This is a genomic window from Streptomyces sp. DSM 40750 (genome assembly GCF_024612035.1).
In the GTDB taxonomy this organism is placed as follows: Bacteria; Actinomycetota; Actinomycetes; order Streptomycetales; family Streptomycetaceae; genus Streptomyces.
The window spans coordinates 706,813-723,070 of the sequence record NZ_CP102513.1 but is presented as its reverse complement, the minus strand read 5'-3'; the positions used below and the strand labels follow the sequence as shown (position 1 = coordinate 723,070).

The window sequence follows — 16,258 nt, the reverse complement described above, 5'->3', positions numbered from 1 at the left end:
CCGTGTACTCCCGGGCACTTCGGGTAGGCCCCCCGCATGACCGGCCCCGCGGATCTCGCCCGGCAGGTTCTCGACGTCGTGGAGAACCTGGTGCCGCTCTGGTTCTCGGCCGTCGAGGACGTCACCCCGCGGCTGTCACCGAGACAGGTCCTGGCGCTGAGAGCGGTGCGCCACCGGCCCGAGCTGAACCTCACCGCCCTGGCCGAGCAGCTCGGCGTCGGCCTGCCCACGGCCAGTCGGCTCTGCGACCGGCTCGAAGCGGCCGGCCTGCTCCAGCGGTACGTCCGGCTCGACGACCGGCGTGAGGTGCGCCTGGTGGTCACCGCGCGTGGACGCGGGCTTCTCGCGGACGTCACCGAGCGCCTGTCGGTGCGTCTGACCGAGGCCTTGGGGGCGCTGCCGCAGGCGGAGCGTGCGCGAGTCGAGCAGGCGCTGCGGGCCCTCGGGTGACCGGTCAGGGGAGCCGGGCCGTGAGGTCGCCCGGCTCGCTGTGCACATGGCACAGCAGCAGGCACACGTCGTCCTCGTGCTCGTCGTCCAGCAGGGGGTGGAGGAGCAGGTCGGCCGATGCTTCGAGGTCCTCGTCGAGCGTGGCGGGCCGGAGTGTCCCGAGGGCCGTGGCCAGCCGTTCGATGCCCGGGTCGATGCCCTGGGCGCGGCGTTCCACCAGCCCGTCCGTGTAGAGGGCCAGGGTGGAGCCGGGCGGCAGCGGGACGGTGTGGTCGGCGATCTCCTGTCGGATGGGGATGCCGAGCATCGCGCCGGGCTTGGCGTCCAGGATCCGCACCTGCCCGTCGGGCGAGCGCAGCACCGGCGGCGGATGCCCCGCGGCGGCCCAGGTGAGGGTGGGCTCGTGGGGATGGAACCGGGCGATGACGGCGGTGGCGTACAGGTCGGGCTGCAGATGGTGCAGGAACAGATGCAGATGGGTGAGGAGCTGGCCGGGGCTCTTGCCGTCGACCGCGTAGGCGCGCAGCGCGGTCCGCAGCTGGCTCATCATCACCGCGGCGTGCAGACCATGGCCGGTGACGTCGCCGATGACGGTGATCAGGCTGCCGTCGGGCTGGCGGAAGGCGTCGTACCAGTCACCGCCGATGTTCAGGCCCCGGGTGGCCGGCAGATAGCGCGCGGCGAGCCGCAGGCCCGGGGTGGTGGGCAGCTCGGTGAGCAGGGCGCGTTGCAGGGTCTCGGCGATGTCGCGGTTGTGCTCGAAGCGCCGGGCGTTCTCCAGGGCGACACCGGCCCGCCGGGCGAGCTCGATCAGCATGAAGGCGTCGTCGGCGTCCCAGCGCTCGTCGTCGGGCGGTGACAGCGTCAGCACGCCCAGGGGGGCGCGGCGGGTCATCAGCGGCACGCACAGCAGCGGCCGGGTGGGGTCGAGCGCCGAGGGCGGCTGGTCGTCGACGCCGGGCAGACCGCCGGGGTGGTCGGCGGCGTACTGGGGGCGCCCTCGGCGGGCCGCGACAACGGCGGCGGCCGGATGCGGGCCGCCCCGGCGCACATCGTCCTCCCCGTCGAACAGCCATACGTCGGCGGTGCGGGCGTACCGGGGCACCAGGAGCGCGGGGAGCAGCCGCACGACCGCGTCGGGGTTCAGGGACGCCGTCAGGGCGGCGCTGGCGTCGGCGAGGAAGGTGAGTCTGCCGCGGGCCTTCTCCGCCTCCTTGCGGGCCTTCTGCTCGGCGGCGAAGAGTTCGCGCTGCGCCCGCCCGGCCGCGTCCAGCTCGGCGTGCAGGGCGAGAACACCCTGGTTGGTCTGGTGGAGTTCCTCGCGGTGGAACGCCACCAGCGCCTCCTGCTCGCCGAGCTTCTCCAGCAGTAGCGCGGCGTCCTCGTCGGCCCCGAACAGGGCTTCCGCGAGCGTCGCCGGATCGCCGGCCACATGCTCGCTGTCCGGCAGCCGCACCTCCTCCGAGCAGGAGACCGTCAGCCGCCAGGGCCGGCGGAACTCGCCCGGCCGCTGCGTCGCCGACGTCAACTCGACCAGGAACCGGGTGCCGCCGGGCCGCGCCGTGGTGGCCCGCGCGGTCAGCAGCCACGTGCCTCCCTTGGTGAGGCACTGCCTCAGCTGCGCGGTGAGCACGGACACCAGCCGGGCCCGGTCGGTCGGGGACACCCCGTGCGCGGTGGCCAGCCGCGCGGTGGCGATACGGGCCCGAGCCGCGTCGGTGACGGAACTGATGTGCCAGGTACGGGTCATGGGAGATGGTCCGGCGGGGAGGGGCTCAGCACCGCGACGGTGGTGTCGTCGCGTACCGGCCGGGCGGGGCTGCTCGCGTCGCGCACGATCACGGCGGCGATCACAGCGGGGTCGAGGGTGGGGCTGTGGGCGGCGGGGCCCGGACTCCAGCGGCTCGGCAGGCCGTCGCTGTGCAGCACGAGAAGACAGTCGTCCCCCCAGGCCACCTCGTGCTGCGGCAGGTGCGCCGCCCGGTGGGCGCCGACTATGCCGGGCCGCGACAGCATCGGCTGCCAGTTCGCGCCGGTGCGCAGCCGCGCTCCGATGTTGCCGATGCCGGAGAACAGCAACCGTCCGGCGGCGGTGTCGAGTTGGGCCACGGCCACGGCCGCGCCCCGGGTGTCCCGCAGCGCGCCCTCCAGCCTCCGCAGCAGCTGGGCGGGAGGCAGCTCGGGCGCCCGGCACAGCTGCTCCACGGCCGCCGAGGAGGCGTGTGCCGCCGCCAGGCCGTGGCCCAGCCCGTCGGCCAGCATCAGTGTGGTGAGGTCGCCCGCCCGGACCCACGCCCAGGCGTCGCCGGAGAACTCCGCGCCGGCGAAGGGGATGTTGACGCCCCCGGCGCGCACGGCCGGGGCGGGGGAGCGGGCCGGCGCGCGTCGGCGCCCCGGCCGGGTGCCGATCCGGGCGAGGGCGACGGTGCCCCGGCCGACGGTGCTGTGCAGGTCGAAGTCGTCGGCGACGCGGTGGCAGGTGCCGAGGCCCGCGCCGAGCGAGGACGTGGTCGAGAAGCCGTCGCGCAGGGCGCCCGCGACATCGGGCATCCCCGGCCCGTGGTCGATCGCCATGATCTGCACCAGCGAGGCCGCGCCGTCCGCCCGGTCCGGCGCGGGGCGGGCCATGACGTCCAGCAGCATCAGCCCGCCGCCGGCGTGCTTGAGCAGATTGGTGGCCAGCTCGGTGGCCACCAGCGCGGCACCGGCGGCGCGGCTCTCGTCGAGCCCGGCCCGCGCGGCCGCGGCCTCGGCGGCCACCCGGGCGTCCCGCACCCGGGTCGAGTCGTGCACCGGAACCTCCCAGACGCGCGGCATCACCGCTCCTCGCGCGGGCGCGGCGCACCCGACATCCAGGAGGTCACGGTCACCGTGGTGCCCGAGCCGGGGCGGCTGTCGATCGTGAACTCGTGAACCAGCCGCCGGGCGCCGCCCAGACCCATGCCCAGGCCATCGCCGGAGGTGTAGCCGTCGATGAGCGCCTGGTCGAGATCCGCGATGCCCGGCCCCTCGTCGCTGAACGTCAGCCGCAGACCCCGTGCGCCGCCCCTGTCCACCGGCTCGCACTCCATCTGGCCCCCGCCGCCGTGGACCAGGGTGTTGCGGGCCAACTCGCTGGCGGCCGTGACCAGTTTGGTCTGCTCGACCAGACCGAAGCCGAGCTGGGCGGCCGCCTGCCGTACATGCTGCCGTACCCACACCAGATCCAGATCCGAGTGGATCGGCAGGCAGGCGGAGATGCCGCCGACGGTCTGCATCACGGACTCTCCTGGCGGGCGTGCCCCCGGCGGGGAAAGGTCGGGTCCGATTCGCCGAGGAGACGCATCGCCTCCTCGGTGCTGAGCGCGGTACGCAGTCCCGGCAGGGTCAGCCCCAGCTCCACCAGCGTGATCGCCACGGCCGGCCGCATCCCCGCCACCACCGTCCTGGCGGCGAGGAGACTCGTCTGGGCGGCGATGTCGCCGAGCACCCGCCCCAGGAACGAGTCGACGATCTCCACACCCGAGAGGTCGATGACCACGCCCGTCGCCCCGCTGCGCGCGACCGTGTCGCTGATGTCCTGCTGGAGCTGCTCCGCCGTGCCGTCGTGCAGATCGCCCTGGAGCGACACCAGGAGGACGTCGCCGAGCTTGAGGACGGGTACGGTTCCGCCGTACGGCGACGGCCCGCCGTACGGCGCGGGGAAGTCGCCGCTCACCTGGGCCCCGAACCGGCGACATCGTGGGACACGATGTCCGTGCCCTGTTCCCGCAACGCGTAGGCGAGTGCGTCCGCGAGGCTCGCGCGGGTGAGCACCGAGCTCAGGTCGATGCCCAGATGGACGATGGTCTGCGCGATGGCCGGCCGGATGCCGGAGACGATGCACTCGGCTCCCATCAGCCTCGCCGCCGCCACGGTCTTCATGAGGTGCTGGGCCACCAGGGAGTCGACGGTAGGCACCCCGGTGATGTCCAGGATGGCGAACCTGGCGTGCTGCTCGACGATCGAGTTCAGCAGCGTCTCCATCACGACCTGGCTGCGCGCGCTGTCCAGCGTGCCGATCAGGGGGACGGCGACGATGCCCTCCCACAGCTTGATCACCGGCGTGGCGACCTCCATGAGCTGCAGGCGCTGCCGGTCGATGACCTCCTCCACATCGCTCAGGGCCGTCTCCAGCACGACCAGACGCAGGGTGCCCATGAGGACCGTCAGGGTCGTGGTGCACTCACGGAGGTGTTCGGCGGACACACCGGAGAGCTCGGCGACGAGGAGTTCGGTGACGGGCGGCCGCAGCGCGTCCACCTCGGCGGAGATCTGGGTGATGGTGGAACCGGCCCGGGCCCGCGACGCCGCCGTCCGCGCCAACTGCTCGCGTACGACGTGGAAGCCACCGGCCTCCGCGTCCTCGACGCCGGCCGCGGAGGCCACGGCGGCGAGCGCGTCCACGACGGCCCGGCCCGCCTCCACCGCCTCGTCCCGGGAATGGGTGAAGACGGTGCGGAACAGCGCCGCGTCGGCCCAGCGCTGCGCGATCTGCTCCTGCCGGCCGCGCAGGAAGTTCGCCACTTCCTGCGCCGGTGTCATCCGCCGGTCTGCCGTGTCCTGTTCCGGCACGGGTCTCTCCTCACGTGCTGTCGCGCCTCCCCGCTTCGGGAAACGACTGGTGGGCGTGGTCGCCGGTGGGGCCGGACACGACCCGCTCGCCCGGCTCCACGGTCAACTCCTGAATCCACAGCTGACAGTGTTCGGGATGCCTGGAAGAGTGGGCCCGTGACTTCCTCCCCCCACCCGCCGCCCGACGAGGTGGCGCGTATGACCTCCGAGGCGGCCGAGCTGCTGGAGGTCCTGTGGGGACGCGCCTCGACGGCGCCGGTGTCCGCCTCCCAGATCCGCGTGCTGTTCATCCTGGAGCACAACGACGGCATCAATCTGCGTACGCTCGCCGACGCCCTCGGCTCCACGCCGCCCTCCACCAGCCGGCTGTGCGACCGACTGGAGGCGGTGGGCTTCGTCGAGCGCCGGGCCGGCACGGCCAGCAGGCGCGAGCTGTCTCTGCGGCTGAGCCGACGCGGACGGTCCTTCCTGGTGGACCTGCGCGCCCGCCGTGAACGCGCCCTGCGGTCCGTGCTGGAGCAGATGCCGACCGCGCGGCGGACCGCGCTGCTGGAGGGGCTGGAGGCGTTCTGCGCCGCCGCCGCGACACAGATCCACGAGGGCGACGCCACCGACGCCCGAAGCGCCTGACCGCCGCCGACCCGACCCCGGTCCGACAGCCTCATCCCCACCCTTCCCCTGTGCCCGGCTGTGCTCGGCCTCGGCTCACTCTGTTGCCTCCGGCCATAGTTGTCAAACGACAACTGTTAACCATGTGCAGGCTCCCGCTGTGCCGACGGAACAGCCCAAGTCGCCCTGCTCGTCGGTGCGTTGAGAGCGGCTACTCCTTCGCCGGCGGCTCGTCCGGCAAGGGGGCGACGTGTCCGGAGTCCACGGCGGTCAGCGCCTCGTCGACGCTGTCCACCGTCGCCACCGTGATGCTGACGCCGGTGAGATCGAGGATCCGCCGTACGGCCGGCGCCGGAGCGATGATGTACACGCCGCCCGGGATCCGCCGCACCTCCTGGTAGGTCCGCAGGATGATGTTCATGCCGGACGAGTCCATGAAGGGGACGGCCGACACGTCCAGCAGGAAATGCCGTCGGCCGTGGCGTAGTTGGTTCGCCAGATGATGTTGCAGCTCGGTCGCCGTGTCGATGTCCAGTTCCCCCTCGATCGTGAGCAGCACGGCGTCGTCCCGGGGCAGTTCGACCTTGATCGACAGGGGATTCTGGGCAACGGACACAAAGGCCTCCCGGCGCTACCGATCGGGGACGAGTGCCCCGATGCACGGATTCGACGCATCGACCGGCGATGCGCCCGTGCGTATACCCGCCAATCGTCGGGACACACGGGCTCCGATATCAGGCGACTCCGGGCTCCAGGAGCCCTGTGCGCAGCCGCTTGATGATGCGGCTGATCAGCCGGGACACATGCATCTGGGACACCCCGAGCTGCTCGGCGATCTGCGACTGGGTCAGCTCCTCCACGAACCGCAGATGGAGGATCCGGCGCTCACGGTCGCCGAGTTCGGCGATCAGCGGCGCCAACGACTGGAAGTCCTCGACGAGTTCCAGCGACGGGTCCTCCTCACCGATGAGGTCGCCCAGCACGGTGTCGCCGTCCTCGCCGCCCTCGGTGGTGAGCGCCACGTCGAGCGAGGAGGTGTTGTAGCCGTTGGACGCCTTGCGCGCCTCGACGACCTCCCCCTCGGACAGTGACATCAGCTCGGACAGCTCACGTGTCGTCGGCATGCGGCCCAGCCGGGACTGCAGCTCGTCCGTCGCGCGGGCCAGCTCCACCCGCGCCTCCTGCAACCGCCGCGGCACATGCACCGCCCAGCTGGTGTCCCGGAAGAAGCGCTTGATCTCGCCGACGATGTAGGGCACGGCGAACGTGGTGAACTCCACCTCCCGGGACAGCTCGAACCGGTCGATGGCCTTGATCAGTCCGATGGTCCCGACCTGGACGATGTCCTCCAGCGAGTCCTCACGGCCCTGGAAGCGCGAGGCCGCGTACCGCACGAGCGACAGGTTCATCTCGATGAGCGTGTTGCGCACGTACTGGTACGTGTGCGTGCCCTCCTCCAGCATGGCCAGCCGGTCGAAGAACTGCCGCGACATCTCGCGCGCATCCCTCGGCCTGACCTGCGACGGATCCTCGATCCGGGGCAGGCCCGCCCCGTCCGCCATGACCGTCTCCCGTGCCGCGGCCGTTGTCCGTGCCGTCACGGCTGCCATGCTGTCCACCCCTCTCGCCCGAAGCCTTGCTGCCATCCCTCGCATGCCCCGGTACCCGCGACTCAGTCCAACTCGGTCGTGAAAGGGACCGTGTTGCTCCGCACTCTGGCCTGAAGTCGCCACCGCCCCCCGCTCGACGGGATCACCGGAGCTGGCAGCCCGTCACCACGAATGCGGGCACCGCCGTTTGTCCGCCGGATCGCGGGGCAAGCGGAGTTCCACGCCTCCTGATCGGAGGCACGTCGGCGAAAGCGGTGTTCTGCGCACGGGCCCTGGTCGCCCGCCCACCGTCTACCGCCGCCATTCCCTGAAAGCGTCGTTCAGGAGCGATTTCGCATGCTGGTCAATGTGTCCGCAAACGGTTCCGGCACATCCGTACGTCCCGGCACGCCCGACAGGAGGACGCACGACGACGCCCCCGACACCGCCACCGCCTTCGTCCGGCTCGCGGCGATGGACGAAGGGCCCGAGCGTGACGTCGTACGGGACGAACTGGTGCGGGCCTGGCTGCCCATGGCGCACCGCATCGCCGGCCGCTTCCGCAATCGCGGCGAGTCGCTGGAGGACCTGCGCCAGGTCGCCGCGATGGGCCTGGTCAAGGCGGTGGACCGCTACGAGCCCGAACGGGGGGCGTTCGAGAGCTACGCCGTGCCCACCATCACCGGCGAGATCAAGCGGCATTTCCGCGACCGGATGTGGACACTCCGCGTCCCCCGGCGCGTCCAGGACCTCCGCAACAAGGTGCGTGTGGCACGGCGCGAGCTGAGCCAGACCTCCGGCGGCGGAGCCGAGCCCTCGGTCGCCGATGTCGCCGCCCACGCGGGGCTCACGGAGGAGGAGGTCAACGCCGGGATGGAGGCGCTCGAAAGCTTCAGCGCCCTGTCGCTGGACGCGGAGATGTCCTCGGGCGACGACGGCTACAGCCTCGCCGACACCCTCGGCGCGCCCGATGGGGCGTACGACGTCGTCGTGGACCGGGAGGCCGCCAAGGAAGGGCTGCGCCGACTGCCCGAACGCGAGCGCGCCATCCTCTACATGCGCTTCTTCGAGGACATGACGCAGAACCGCATCGCCGACCGCCTCGGCATCTCCCAGATGCACGTCTCCCGCCTCATCAGCCGCAGCTGCGCCCGCGTCCGGGACGAGGCCCTCGGCCGGACCACCCCTTCGTCCTGACCCGTAGCCGTACGCCGTCGTGCCGGCCGACCAGTCCGCCGTACGCCGTCGTGCGGCCGCCCCTTCCGCCGGTCTTCTGCCGGACTCCGTCGTCCCCGATCACCTCACCGAGGAGCGTAAAAGATGCTGATGCCCCATCCCGTGACCCTGCGCGGTCTCGTCGAGGAGTACGAGTCACTCATGGCCCACGAGGGCGAGCGGAGCGACCCGCAGACCGCTCGCCGCGCGCAGGACCTGGCGTACACGTTGTGCGTGTCCACGGGCACCCGCGACGTCCGCCGGGCGCTGGAGGCGGCGCGCCGCCGGCTCGCCGCCGCACAGGCGACCGCGACCGCCGAGCTGTGCGGGAACCGGGTGATACTCCCGGAGGATCTCGACAGCCATGGTCCGGGCACGAGCGGGTATGCGGCGCTTCATGAACAGTACTGAGCCGAGCTGCCCCGAACCGTCGATCCCGTGGACATCATGACCTCGATGGAACGCCACCCGACCGTGAACCATGGCACAGCTTCCGTGGAAGGGGTGTCCGCCCGGTCGCCGCGGTCGCCGGGCGCGATCACCAGTGCCGCGGCGGCCCGCCGCCATGTGCGGGCGTTCGTGGGGGAGCGGTGGCGTTCCCCGGCCGGGCCGCCGACCGAGGAGGCGATGATCGATCTCATCCTCGTCGTCTCCGAACTGGTCACGAACGCGGTCCGGCACGGTGGTGGCATCGCCGGATTCGACGTCACCCTCACCGCTGGAGGCGTGCGGCTGAGCGTGCGGGACCACAGCGCCGCCCTGCCCGTCGGCATCCACGGGCCCGGTGTGCTGCCGCGGGCCCACGAGGGCAGCGGATACGGATGGCCGCTGATCAACCGGCTGTGCAGCGAGGTCGACGTCGAGCGCCGCACGGCCGGCGGCAAGACGATCAGTGTGCTGGTGCCGCTGACCTGACGTCTCACCCCTGACGTCTCACCAGGGCAGGAAGACGTGGATGTCCTTGCCCTGGTCGTGCACCACCACGCTCACCTCGTCGCACAGCGTGTGGATCAGATACCAGCCGATGCCGCCGCCCCCCTTGCTGGGGCTGAAGGGGCGCGGCGCGGGCGACGTGGTGCTCGTGTCCCCCAGCGTCACATGCACCCCGTCGTGGGTGCGGCGCATCGTCAGTTCGAAGCGCCCGGGGGCGTACTGCACCGCGTTGGCCGCCAGCTCGGTGACCACCAGCAGGATGTCGTCCCAGTGCTCGACGGCCGTCGGCGGGGACGTGCGCGCGAGCGTGCCCAGGAACCCCTCGGCGGCCGTGCGGGCGCCCGTCACGTCGCCGAGCTCTCCGTCGAAGGCGGCGTGGCTGTCGTGGATCTCCTCAGCAGGCAGTTCGTCGTCCCTACGCGGCTCTGTCGCCATCTCGTCTTCCCCGGTTCGGCTCTGCGAGGCGGACGCGATGTCGCGTTCCCCTCCGACGCTCGTGTTTCCCGCGCAGAGAGTGGCTACGCGTTCGAAAGCGTAGGGATGTGTGGGGCCTTGGCGAAGAGAGTGGCCCTCCGGCACCTGCCGCCTGCATCGGCGCTCTACCGCGCACCCGGCTCACCGCCCTCGGCCGGCATCCGGAAGACCAGCAGCGCGACGTCGTCGTCGTTGTCGACCGGACGGGCCCGCTCCAGGAGCAGGTCGCAGAACACATGCAGCGGCCGGTGGACGAGTGCCGCCGCATGCCGGCGCAGCCGGGCCAAGCCCCGGTCGAGGGTGTGCCCCGGGGACTCGATCAGGCCGTCCGTGTACAGCACGAGCGTGGACAGCGGCGGGAGCGGGGTGAGCGTGTCGGTACGCGCCCGGATCAGGCCCGTGCCGAGCAGGTGGTCGTGCTCCTCGTCCAGGAAACGGGACCGGCCGTCGTGTGTGATCAGCAGCGGCGGCGGATGCCCGGCGTTGGTCCACCGCAGCGCCCACCCGTCGTCGCCGTTCCGTTCGACCCGGCCGAATATCACGGTCGCCATGGACGCCTCGGCCACATGCACCACGGCCTGGTCCAGCCGCTCCACGATCGCGCTCGGCGGCTCCTCCAGCGCCCAGGCGTAGGCGCGGAGCATGTTGCGGACCTGCGCCATGCCGGCGGCCGCGTCGATGTTGTGCCCCACCACGTCGCCGATGGCCACCGCCGTGGACCCGTCGGCCAGCGAGAACGCGTCGTACCAGTCGCCGCCGACCTGCGCGGACTCCGACGCCGACTCGTAGCGCGCGGCCATCCGCAGCCCCGGCACCTCCGGCATCTGGGGCAGCAGATGGCGCTGCATGGTCTCCGCGATGTGCCTCTGACGCTGGTACAGACGCGCGTTCTCCAGCGCCAGCCCGGCCCGGCGGGCGATGTCCTCCAGCAGGGACAACTCGGCGCCGGTGAAGGCCCCCGGCCGGTCACCGAGGCCCAGCGTGAGGGCGCCGAGCACCGCGCGCGGCCCACGGATGGGCGCGATCGCGGCGGAGCGCATGCCCGTCACCCGGAACAGCTTCTGCTGCGCGACCGCGATTCCCGAATCCGGCGGACCCTGGTAGGTCTCGGGCCCGGCCAGCGCCGACCCCGCCCCGCGCAGTGCGCGGGACAGCGGCATGAACGACTCCTCGTGGACCGGCGGCAGCGGGCCCTCCAACTCCTCGCACCGCACCACGGAGCCGTCGTGGTGGGTCGCCACCGTGGTCCGCCAGACGTCGTCGCTCTCGCTGATCAGGTCCACGATCGCCCAGTCCGCCAGTCGCGGCACCACCAGCCGGACCAGGCGTGCGACCGCCTCGTCGGAGTCCAGCGTGGAGGTCAGCCGGGTCGTCGTCTCGGCGAGCAGCGCCAACCGGTCCAGCTGCGACAGCGCCGACGGCTCGGCGGCCGGGAGCACACCGTTCTCCGGGCCGGACTCGTAGAAGAGGACCGCCGCGCCCGTCGCCGCCCCGTCGAGCCGGCACGGTGTGACCAGCCAGGACACCGGCAGCAGCGTGGCGTCACCGCGCCGGAACCACTCATGGTCCCCGCCGCCCGTACGGCCGCTGAGGATGGCGTGCATCATCGGGCACGCGGCGCGGGGCATCGTCTGCCCGAGGTGGTCGCGGTGCAGCAGCTCGTGGGCGTCCCGGCCGACGAGTTCGGCGGCCGTGCGGCCGAGCATGACCTCCGCCCGGGCGTTCACCGCGAGGACGGCGCCGTTGTCGTCCATCACGTACATGCCGGCGTGCACGAGATCGGGCAGCCCGTCCAACAACCGCACAGCCGGGCCGGACACCTGCGGCTCGGTGTGATCCGGACTCCACGCGCTCATGTTCGGGCTCCTCCGGCTCCGGTCGAGGACGGGACCTGCCGTACGTGCCGTGGAGAGGTCCGCCGCACGTGCTGCACGCATTACCCCGTCCTCGACGGCCTACGCGCGAAAGGTCCTGGACCGCAGGTCGGAGCCTGTGTCGGCCCTACGGTCCCTGTGTCGGCCCTACGGTCCCTGTGTGCCGTACGCGAACGGCGGCGGCCTCACCCGTACACTCCGAGCGCGCAGCGGACGACGTCACGCCTGAGTGTGCCGTACGCAGGCCGTGACGACCTGGCGCAGGCTCCCCGTCCGCTCCATCACCTCGCGCTGCACCCGGGCCCCGTTGCCGCGCCCCATCAGCTCGGCGACGGCCGCGCGGACCCGCTCGGCGTCACCGTTGGCGACGAGTGCCTCCTCGACGTGGTCGAGCAGGGCGTGGATCACCTCGGCGGCCGGCCGGGGCCGCATCGTCGAGGGGTCCAGGAGGTTCTCCGACATGCCGGAGCGGGCGGCACGCCAGGTGGCCAGCCGCAGCAGTCCCGCACTGTGTCCGAGCGGCTCCCGGCCGGCCCGCCACTCGCGCGCCGCGGTGTCGACGAGCCCCCGGGCGAGGGCGGCGACGAGGACCGCGGTGTCTGGGTGCAGACAGACGTCCGCGACCCGGATCTCGACGGTCGGATACCGCTGGGACAGCCGGGCATCGAAGTAGATCATGCCCTCGTCGCGGACGACTCCCGTGGCTATCAGGTTCGTGACGCACTGGTGGTACCGCTCCGCCGAGCCGAAGATGTCCGACGGACCGGCCATCGGCCACAGGTCCCACACCTGGCTGCGGTAGCTGGCGTACTGGCTGTCGTGGCCTTGCCAGAAGGGTGAGTTCGCGCTCAGGGCAGTCAGCACGGACAGCCACGGCCGCATACGGTCCAGGACGGCGACACCCTCCTCGTCGGATTCCACGGACACGTGCACATGGCAGCCGCAGACGAGCTGCACCTGAGTGGCCAGGCCGAATTCCCGCGCCATCCACAGGTACCTGCTGTTCATGGTGATCGTCGGACTCACCGTCAACGGCGACGTGGCCAGCGCCACCACCGCGCTGCCGAGCCCCTCGGCATGGCGCGCCGCGTCCTTGCGACAGCGGATGATCTCGGCCCCCAGGTCCGCCATGTCCGACTGCGGATGCGTGGCGAACTCCACCTGCTCGTCGTGGAGCTCCTTCTCGAACACGTCCTGTCCCGTGCCCTCCTGCGCGGCACGCGCGAGCACCGCCGCGGCCCGCGCCTGCGGCTCGCCGGTCTCGGGATCGACCAGGAGGAGTTCCTCTTCCACTCCGACGGTACGCACGTCATCTGGCCCTTCTGCGCTAGGTGGTGACAGCCGTGTGCCCTCGGACGACGCCGGGACACCTCACCGGGCCGCGTGCGGGCCGGGTCCGTGTACGCGGCGACGGGCCGGGTACCCGTGCGGCGCTTCGGGAGCCGTGCCGGGCAGGCGCGGCGGCCCCTGTCCGCGACACGGAGGAGGAGAACGTGACCAGCACCACCGAGACCGGCCGCGTGACCGGCACCGCAGACAAGGACTACAACCTGATCTGGTATGTCGAGGCGTGCCTGAACAACGCGCTGCGCCTCGAGACGTACATCCAGGACGCGGAGCGGGAGAAGGACACCGAGGTGGTCGAGCTGTTCCGGAAGGCACAGGCCGACAGCCGCAAGGGCGCCGACCTGGGCAAGCAGCTGCTGCGCCGACGCCTGAACGACTGACGGCCGGCCTCTGGTCGCCTACCGCACGCCCGGGTGAGTCCGGCGCCTCACCCGGGCCGCCCGCGTTTCCCGGCAGGGCCCGCCGATCATGAGCGGCCGCGGCTTCCCCTCGCCCGGCTCGCGCGGAAGGGTCGGCCGAAGGAGGGGAACCGCCATGGCGCACCCCGGGCCGCACGACGCGCTCATCGGCATGGCGCCCCGCGGCCGTACCGGCCGGCTTTCCGGGCGGGGACGCGAGGAGTACCGGAGTCCGACTCGCGACCATCGGACACTCCCTTCTCCCGGGGCCAGGAGGAGGCGGGCCCCCGGGGGCCCGGAGTAGCGCGGGTTGGCAGCGCGTATCCGTTCCCGACGACTCACCCGACTTGCTCGTCTGTGCCGCCCTGCGTTCACAAGGTGACCGCATGTGTTCGTTCTCGACCTGCCGGGCGCATACCGCTCCGCCCGCCCAGCGCCATTGTGAGCACGGCCGGGACCGTCACGCGAACCGGCGGAGGAAATCGCCAGGCGGCATCGAGCGGCCCTGCCGAACCATCCCGGATGACCACAGCACGCCGCCACCGGAACAGCCGGCCCCATCGCGGGCCTGGTCGCGCATGGGTGCTTTGGGTGCTTGCCGAGGCGGCTCCCCGCTGCCCAGGATGCTGCGATGACACCACGTGCCGCAGTACGCCCCTACCGCCCCCAGGACCACGACGCCCTCCATGACATCTGCATCCGCACCGCTGACAACGGCGGCGACAGCCGCCCCGCCTACGCGGACCCCGACGTCTTCCCGGCGACCTTCGCCACCCCGTACGCCCACCTGGAACCGGACCTGACCTTCGTACTGGACGACGGCCAAGGGCAAGCGGTCGGCTACATCCTCGGCACCGCGAACACCTCCGCCTTCGCCGAGAACTTCCGCAGGAAGTGGCTCCCCCTGGTCACGGACCGCTTCCCGGCGCCCATCGGCCCACCGGCCACCCCCGACGAGGCGATCATCCAGCTCCTGCACCATCCCGAACGCATGGTCCTCCCCGAACTCGCCCCATATCCGGCCCACTTGCACATCGACCTGCTCCCCGCCTGGCAGGGCCGGGGCCATGGCAGATCCCTGATGCACACATTCCTCCGGGCCCTCCAGGCCAGAGGAGTCCCGGCCGTCCACCTCTCGATGGTCAGCACCAACACCCCGGCCCGGGCCTTCTACGACCGCCTGGGCTTCCACGAGATCACGGTGCCGAACCCCGGCCCCGTGACGTACCTGGGGCGCACGACGGAGGTAATCGGCACTCGTCGGGAGGAGTGAAGCGGGCGACCGCGATCGGCGTCGGTAACCCACGGCCCGGCCTCCCGACCAACCTGCCCGGGAGTCATCACCGCGCACCCCGGATCGACAGATCCTGCGACGGTCGGCCGTCTGCGCAAGCATCCGCCCATGCAGCACTTCGGGTCGCGAACCTCGTCGGCGCGCCTTGCGCCGCTCGGGCTGCGCGACACGCCCCTGGAGCAACCCGACGCACCACGGAAGCCCGCCGCACTGTCAGAACCCGGCCATCGACTTGTCGAGCACCCCTCCCAGCGCCCCATAGAGGCCGCACCGGACGGAGCACCCCGCCGTCCGTCGGAGAAAGAACCCCACGAGAAAGCAGATCGCGAGAAGCCCGAACAACACCACCGTCACCACCGGGCTGTAGACCCAGCTGACGAACCCGGCGATGCCCAGCCAGACCAACATCGGCGGCAGCGATCCACGTAGCACGGTCCGGAACGTGATCGCCACCGCTCCCTGCGGCAGTACCCGCTCATTCCACAAGTCGATGTGGTTCCGCGTCAAACAGGACTCATTGGGCATGAGGCAATGGGACCACTTTCCACTTCCGATGCACATGGTGGTCCACACGAAACCGGCACGGCTCGCGCGGATCAACGATGCAAATCCGTCCGGGGCTCGTGTCAGAGCCGGAACGTCACCTTATGAGCAGATGAGGGCATCGGCCGATGTGTAGGAGCCGTAGGTCCTGGTTCCATCCGAGTTCTGCTGGTAGTAACGGCCCTGGGAGTCACGGAGCATTCCGGTGAGGTTCCTGACACTACCGTCGTACCGGATCTCGGAGCCTTCCCAATACAGGTAGTAGTCGGCTTTGCCGAACGTCAGCGGGCCGACGATCCCGTCGTCATCAAGGCCGTGGTCTTTCTGCCAGGCCTTGGTCGCCGCCTCGGTGGTGGGACCGAACCAGCAGTCGCGACCGCTGTTTGCAAGATGGCCGTCGGCCCAGAGGATCCCCTGCCACATGCCGACGACGTTGCTGTGGTTGTTCGCGGTTCGGGAGAGCGGGCCCTCGTCGCCGAAGTCGTCGTTGATCTCTCCGGCACCGACTACGTATCCCTGGGAGTATTCGGAACGGAGGCTTGCGTTCGATGTTCTGGACGGCGCCACGACTCGTGCGGCGCGAACAGGCACTGGACGGCCCGCAGGCCGGGCCGCCCGCCTGCCCCGGTCCTAGTCCTTGTCGGTCCACCAGTAGCGGTTGGTGCCCTTCGTCTTCACATCGCCCACCACTGCGCACCAGGTGACGCGCTTGCCGTTGTCGGTGGCGCCCATGGTGGTGCGGGCGCAGGCGCGGATCACGCGGTTCGGGAATTCGGAGCGCCAGTGGGCGTACCACTTGGAGTAGAACTTCTTGTCCTTCTTGTCGGTGGTGACACCGCCGCAGCCCTTCCAGTTCTTGCCCCCGTCGGGGCTGATGTCGACCCACACCCGGTCGCCCTTGCGGACTTTGCCGCTTCACCCGGCAGACCACCTGATCCA

Annotated in this window: 20 protein-coding genes; 7 read left to right on the top strand and 13 right to left on the bottom strand. The window is 71.4% G+C overall.

The window, feature by feature from the left end:
* Positions 1–36 precede the first annotated feature (36 nt).
* Complete coding sequence (locus tag JIX55_RS03505) at positions 37–450, top strand: MarR family winged helix-turn-helix transcriptional regulator (protein ID WP_257561731.1); 414 nt, start codon at positions 37–39, stop codon at positions 448–450.
* 4 nt (positions 451–454) lie between these two features.
* Here JIX55_RS03505 and JIX55_RS03500 read toward each other — a convergent pair whose 3' ends face one another.
* The 5 genes from JIX55_RS03500 to JIX55_RS03480 are packed head-to-tail and all read right to left on the bottom strand — an operon-like array spanning position 455 to position 5,043.
* A complete protein-coding gene (locus JIX55_RS03500; RefSeq protein WP_257561730.1) occupies positions 455–2,200 on the bottom strand; it encodes a PP2C family protein-serine/threonine phosphatase in 1,746 nt (581 codons plus the stop codon).
* Positions 2,197–3,267, bottom strand: a complete 1,071-nt coding sequence (locus JIX55_RS03495; protein WP_257561728.1) for an ATP-binding SpoIIE family protein phosphatase — start codon at positions 3,265–3,267, stop codon at positions 2,197–2,199. The genes JIX55_RS03500 and JIX55_RS03495 overlap by 4 nt, the downstream gene beginning before the upstream one ends.
* Positions 3,267–3,707, bottom strand: coding sequence for an anti-sigma regulatory factor (locus JIX55_RS03490; protein WP_257569203.1), 441 nt, complete (start codon positions 3,705–3,707; stop codon positions 3,267–3,269). Before JIX55_RS03490 ends, JIX55_RS03495 begins: the two co-directional genes overlap by 1 nt.
* Positions 3,707–4,147, bottom strand: coding sequence for an STAS domain-containing protein (locus tag JIX55_RS03485; RefSeq protein WP_257561727.1), 441 nt, complete (start codon positions 4,145–4,147; stop codon positions 3,707–3,709). The genes JIX55_RS03490 and JIX55_RS03485 overlap by 1 nt, the downstream gene beginning before the upstream one ends.
* Positions 4,144–5,043: an STAS domain-containing protein gene (locus JIX55_RS03480; protein ID WP_257561726.1), complete on the bottom strand. Its 900-nt coding sequence runs from the start codon at positions 5,041–5,043 to the stop codon at positions 4,144–4,146. Before JIX55_RS03480 ends, JIX55_RS03485 begins: the two co-directional genes overlap by 4 nt.
* Before the next feature lie 198 nt (positions 5,044–5,241).
* Between JIX55_RS03480 and JIX55_RS03475 the strand changes: the two genes are divergently transcribed.
* On the top strand, positions 5,242–5,673 hold the full coding sequence (locus tag JIX55_RS03475) for a MarR family winged helix-turn-helix transcriptional regulator (RefSeq protein WP_257569202.1): 432 nt from the start codon (positions 5,242–5,244) through the stop codon (positions 5,671–5,673).
* A gap of 190 nt (positions 5,674–5,863) precedes the next feature.
* On the opposite strand, the gene JIX55_RS03470 is transcribed toward JIX55_RS03475, so the two are convergent.
* Together JIX55_RS03470 and JIX55_RS03465 are read right to left on the bottom strand one after the other, a co-directional pair.
* Positions 5,864–6,268, bottom strand: coding sequence for an STAS domain-containing protein (locus JIX55_RS03470; RefSeq protein ID WP_257561725.1), 405 nt, complete (start codon positions 6,266–6,268; stop codon positions 5,864–5,866).
* Between the two features lie 118 nt (positions 6,269–6,386).
* Positions 6,387–7,262, bottom strand: a complete 876-nt coding sequence (locus JIX55_RS03465; protein WP_443046361.1) for an RNA polymerase sigma factor SigF — start codon at positions 7,260–7,262, stop codon at positions 6,387–6,389.
* A gap of 336 nt (positions 7,263–7,598) precedes the next feature.
* On the opposite strand from JIX55_RS03465, the gene JIX55_RS03460 reads away from it, so the two are divergent.
* The 3 genes from JIX55_RS03460 to JIX55_RS03450 all read left to right on the top strand — a co-directional run bounded on the left by JIX55_RS03460 (position 7,599) and on the right by JIX55_RS03450 (position 9,371).
* On the top strand, positions 7,599–8,438 hold the full coding sequence (locus tag JIX55_RS03460) for a SigB/SigF/SigG family RNA polymerase sigma factor (protein ID WP_257561724.1): 840 nt from the start codon (positions 7,599–7,601) through the stop codon (positions 8,436–8,438).
* A 123-nt stretch (positions 8,439–8,561) separates the two neighbouring features.
* Positions 8,562–8,867 (top strand): DUF5133 domain-containing protein, encoded by a 306-nt coding sequence (locus JIX55_RS03455; protein ID WP_257561723.1) that lies wholly within the window; start codon positions 8,562–8,564, stop codon positions 8,865–8,867.
* 36 nt (positions 8,868–8,903) lie between these two features.
* Positions 8,904–9,371: an ATP-binding protein gene (locus JIX55_RS03450; RefSeq protein WP_257569200.1), complete on the top strand. Its 468-nt coding sequence runs from the start codon at positions 8,904–8,906 to the stop codon at positions 9,369–9,371.
* 18 nt (positions 9,372–9,389) lie between these two features.
* Here JIX55_RS03450 and JIX55_RS03445 read toward each other — a convergent pair whose 3' ends face one another.
* From JIX55_RS03445 to JIX55_RS03435, 3 genes are all read right to left on the bottom strand, one after another.
* Positions 9,390–9,824, bottom strand: a complete 435-nt coding sequence (locus JIX55_RS03445) for an ATP-binding protein (protein WP_257561722.1) — start codon at positions 9,822–9,824, stop codon at positions 9,390–9,392.
* A gap of 164 nt (positions 9,825–9,988) precedes the next feature.
* Complete coding sequence (locus JIX55_RS03440) at positions 9,989–11,719, bottom strand: SpoIIE family protein phosphatase (protein ID WP_257561721.1); 1,731 nt, start codon at positions 11,717–11,719, stop codon at positions 9,989–9,991.
* Positions 11,720–11,956: 237 nt separating this feature from the next.
* Positions 11,957–13,045, bottom strand: a complete 1,089-nt coding sequence (locus JIX55_RS03435; RefSeq protein WP_257561720.1) for a glutamate--cysteine ligase 2 — start codon at positions 13,043–13,045, stop codon at positions 11,957–11,959.
* Between the two features lie 185 nt (positions 13,046–13,230).
* Between JIX55_RS03435 and JIX55_RS03430 the strand changes: the two genes are divergently transcribed.
* The gene (locus tag JIX55_RS03430; protein WP_257561719.1) at positions 13,231–13,464 is read left to right on the top strand and encodes a hypothetical protein; all 234 of its coding nucleotides are present in this window, start codon (positions 13,231–13,233) and stop codon (positions 13,462–13,464) included.
* Positions 13,465–14,113: 649 nt separating this feature from the next.
* Complete coding sequence (locus tag JIX55_RS03425) at positions 14,114–14,755, top strand: GNAT family N-acetyltransferase (RefSeq protein WP_257561718.1); 642 nt, start codon at positions 14,114–14,116, stop codon at positions 14,753–14,755.
* 234 nt (positions 14,756–14,989) lie between these two features.
* Here the strand turns inward: JIX55_RS03425 and JIX55_RS03420 are convergent, their stop codons facing one another.
* From JIX55_RS03420 to JIX55_RS03410, 3 genes are all read right to left on the bottom strand, one after another.
* Positions 14,990–15,301, bottom strand: coding sequence for a hypothetical protein (locus JIX55_RS03420; protein ID WP_257561717.1), 312 nt, complete (start codon positions 15,299–15,301; stop codon positions 14,990–14,992).
* A gap of 120 nt (positions 15,302–15,421) precedes the next feature.
* Positions 15,422–15,886, bottom strand: coding sequence for a peptidoglycan-binding domain-containing protein (locus JIX55_RS03415; RefSeq protein ID WP_257561716.1), 465 nt, complete (start codon positions 15,884–15,886; stop codon positions 15,422–15,424).
* A 63-nt stretch (positions 15,887–15,949) separates the two neighbouring features.
* Complete coding sequence (locus JIX55_RS03410) at positions 15,950–16,207, bottom strand: hypothetical protein (protein ID WP_257561715.1); 258 nt, start codon at positions 16,205–16,207, stop codon at positions 15,950–15,952.
* Positions 16,208–16,258: the final 51 nt, after the last annotated feature.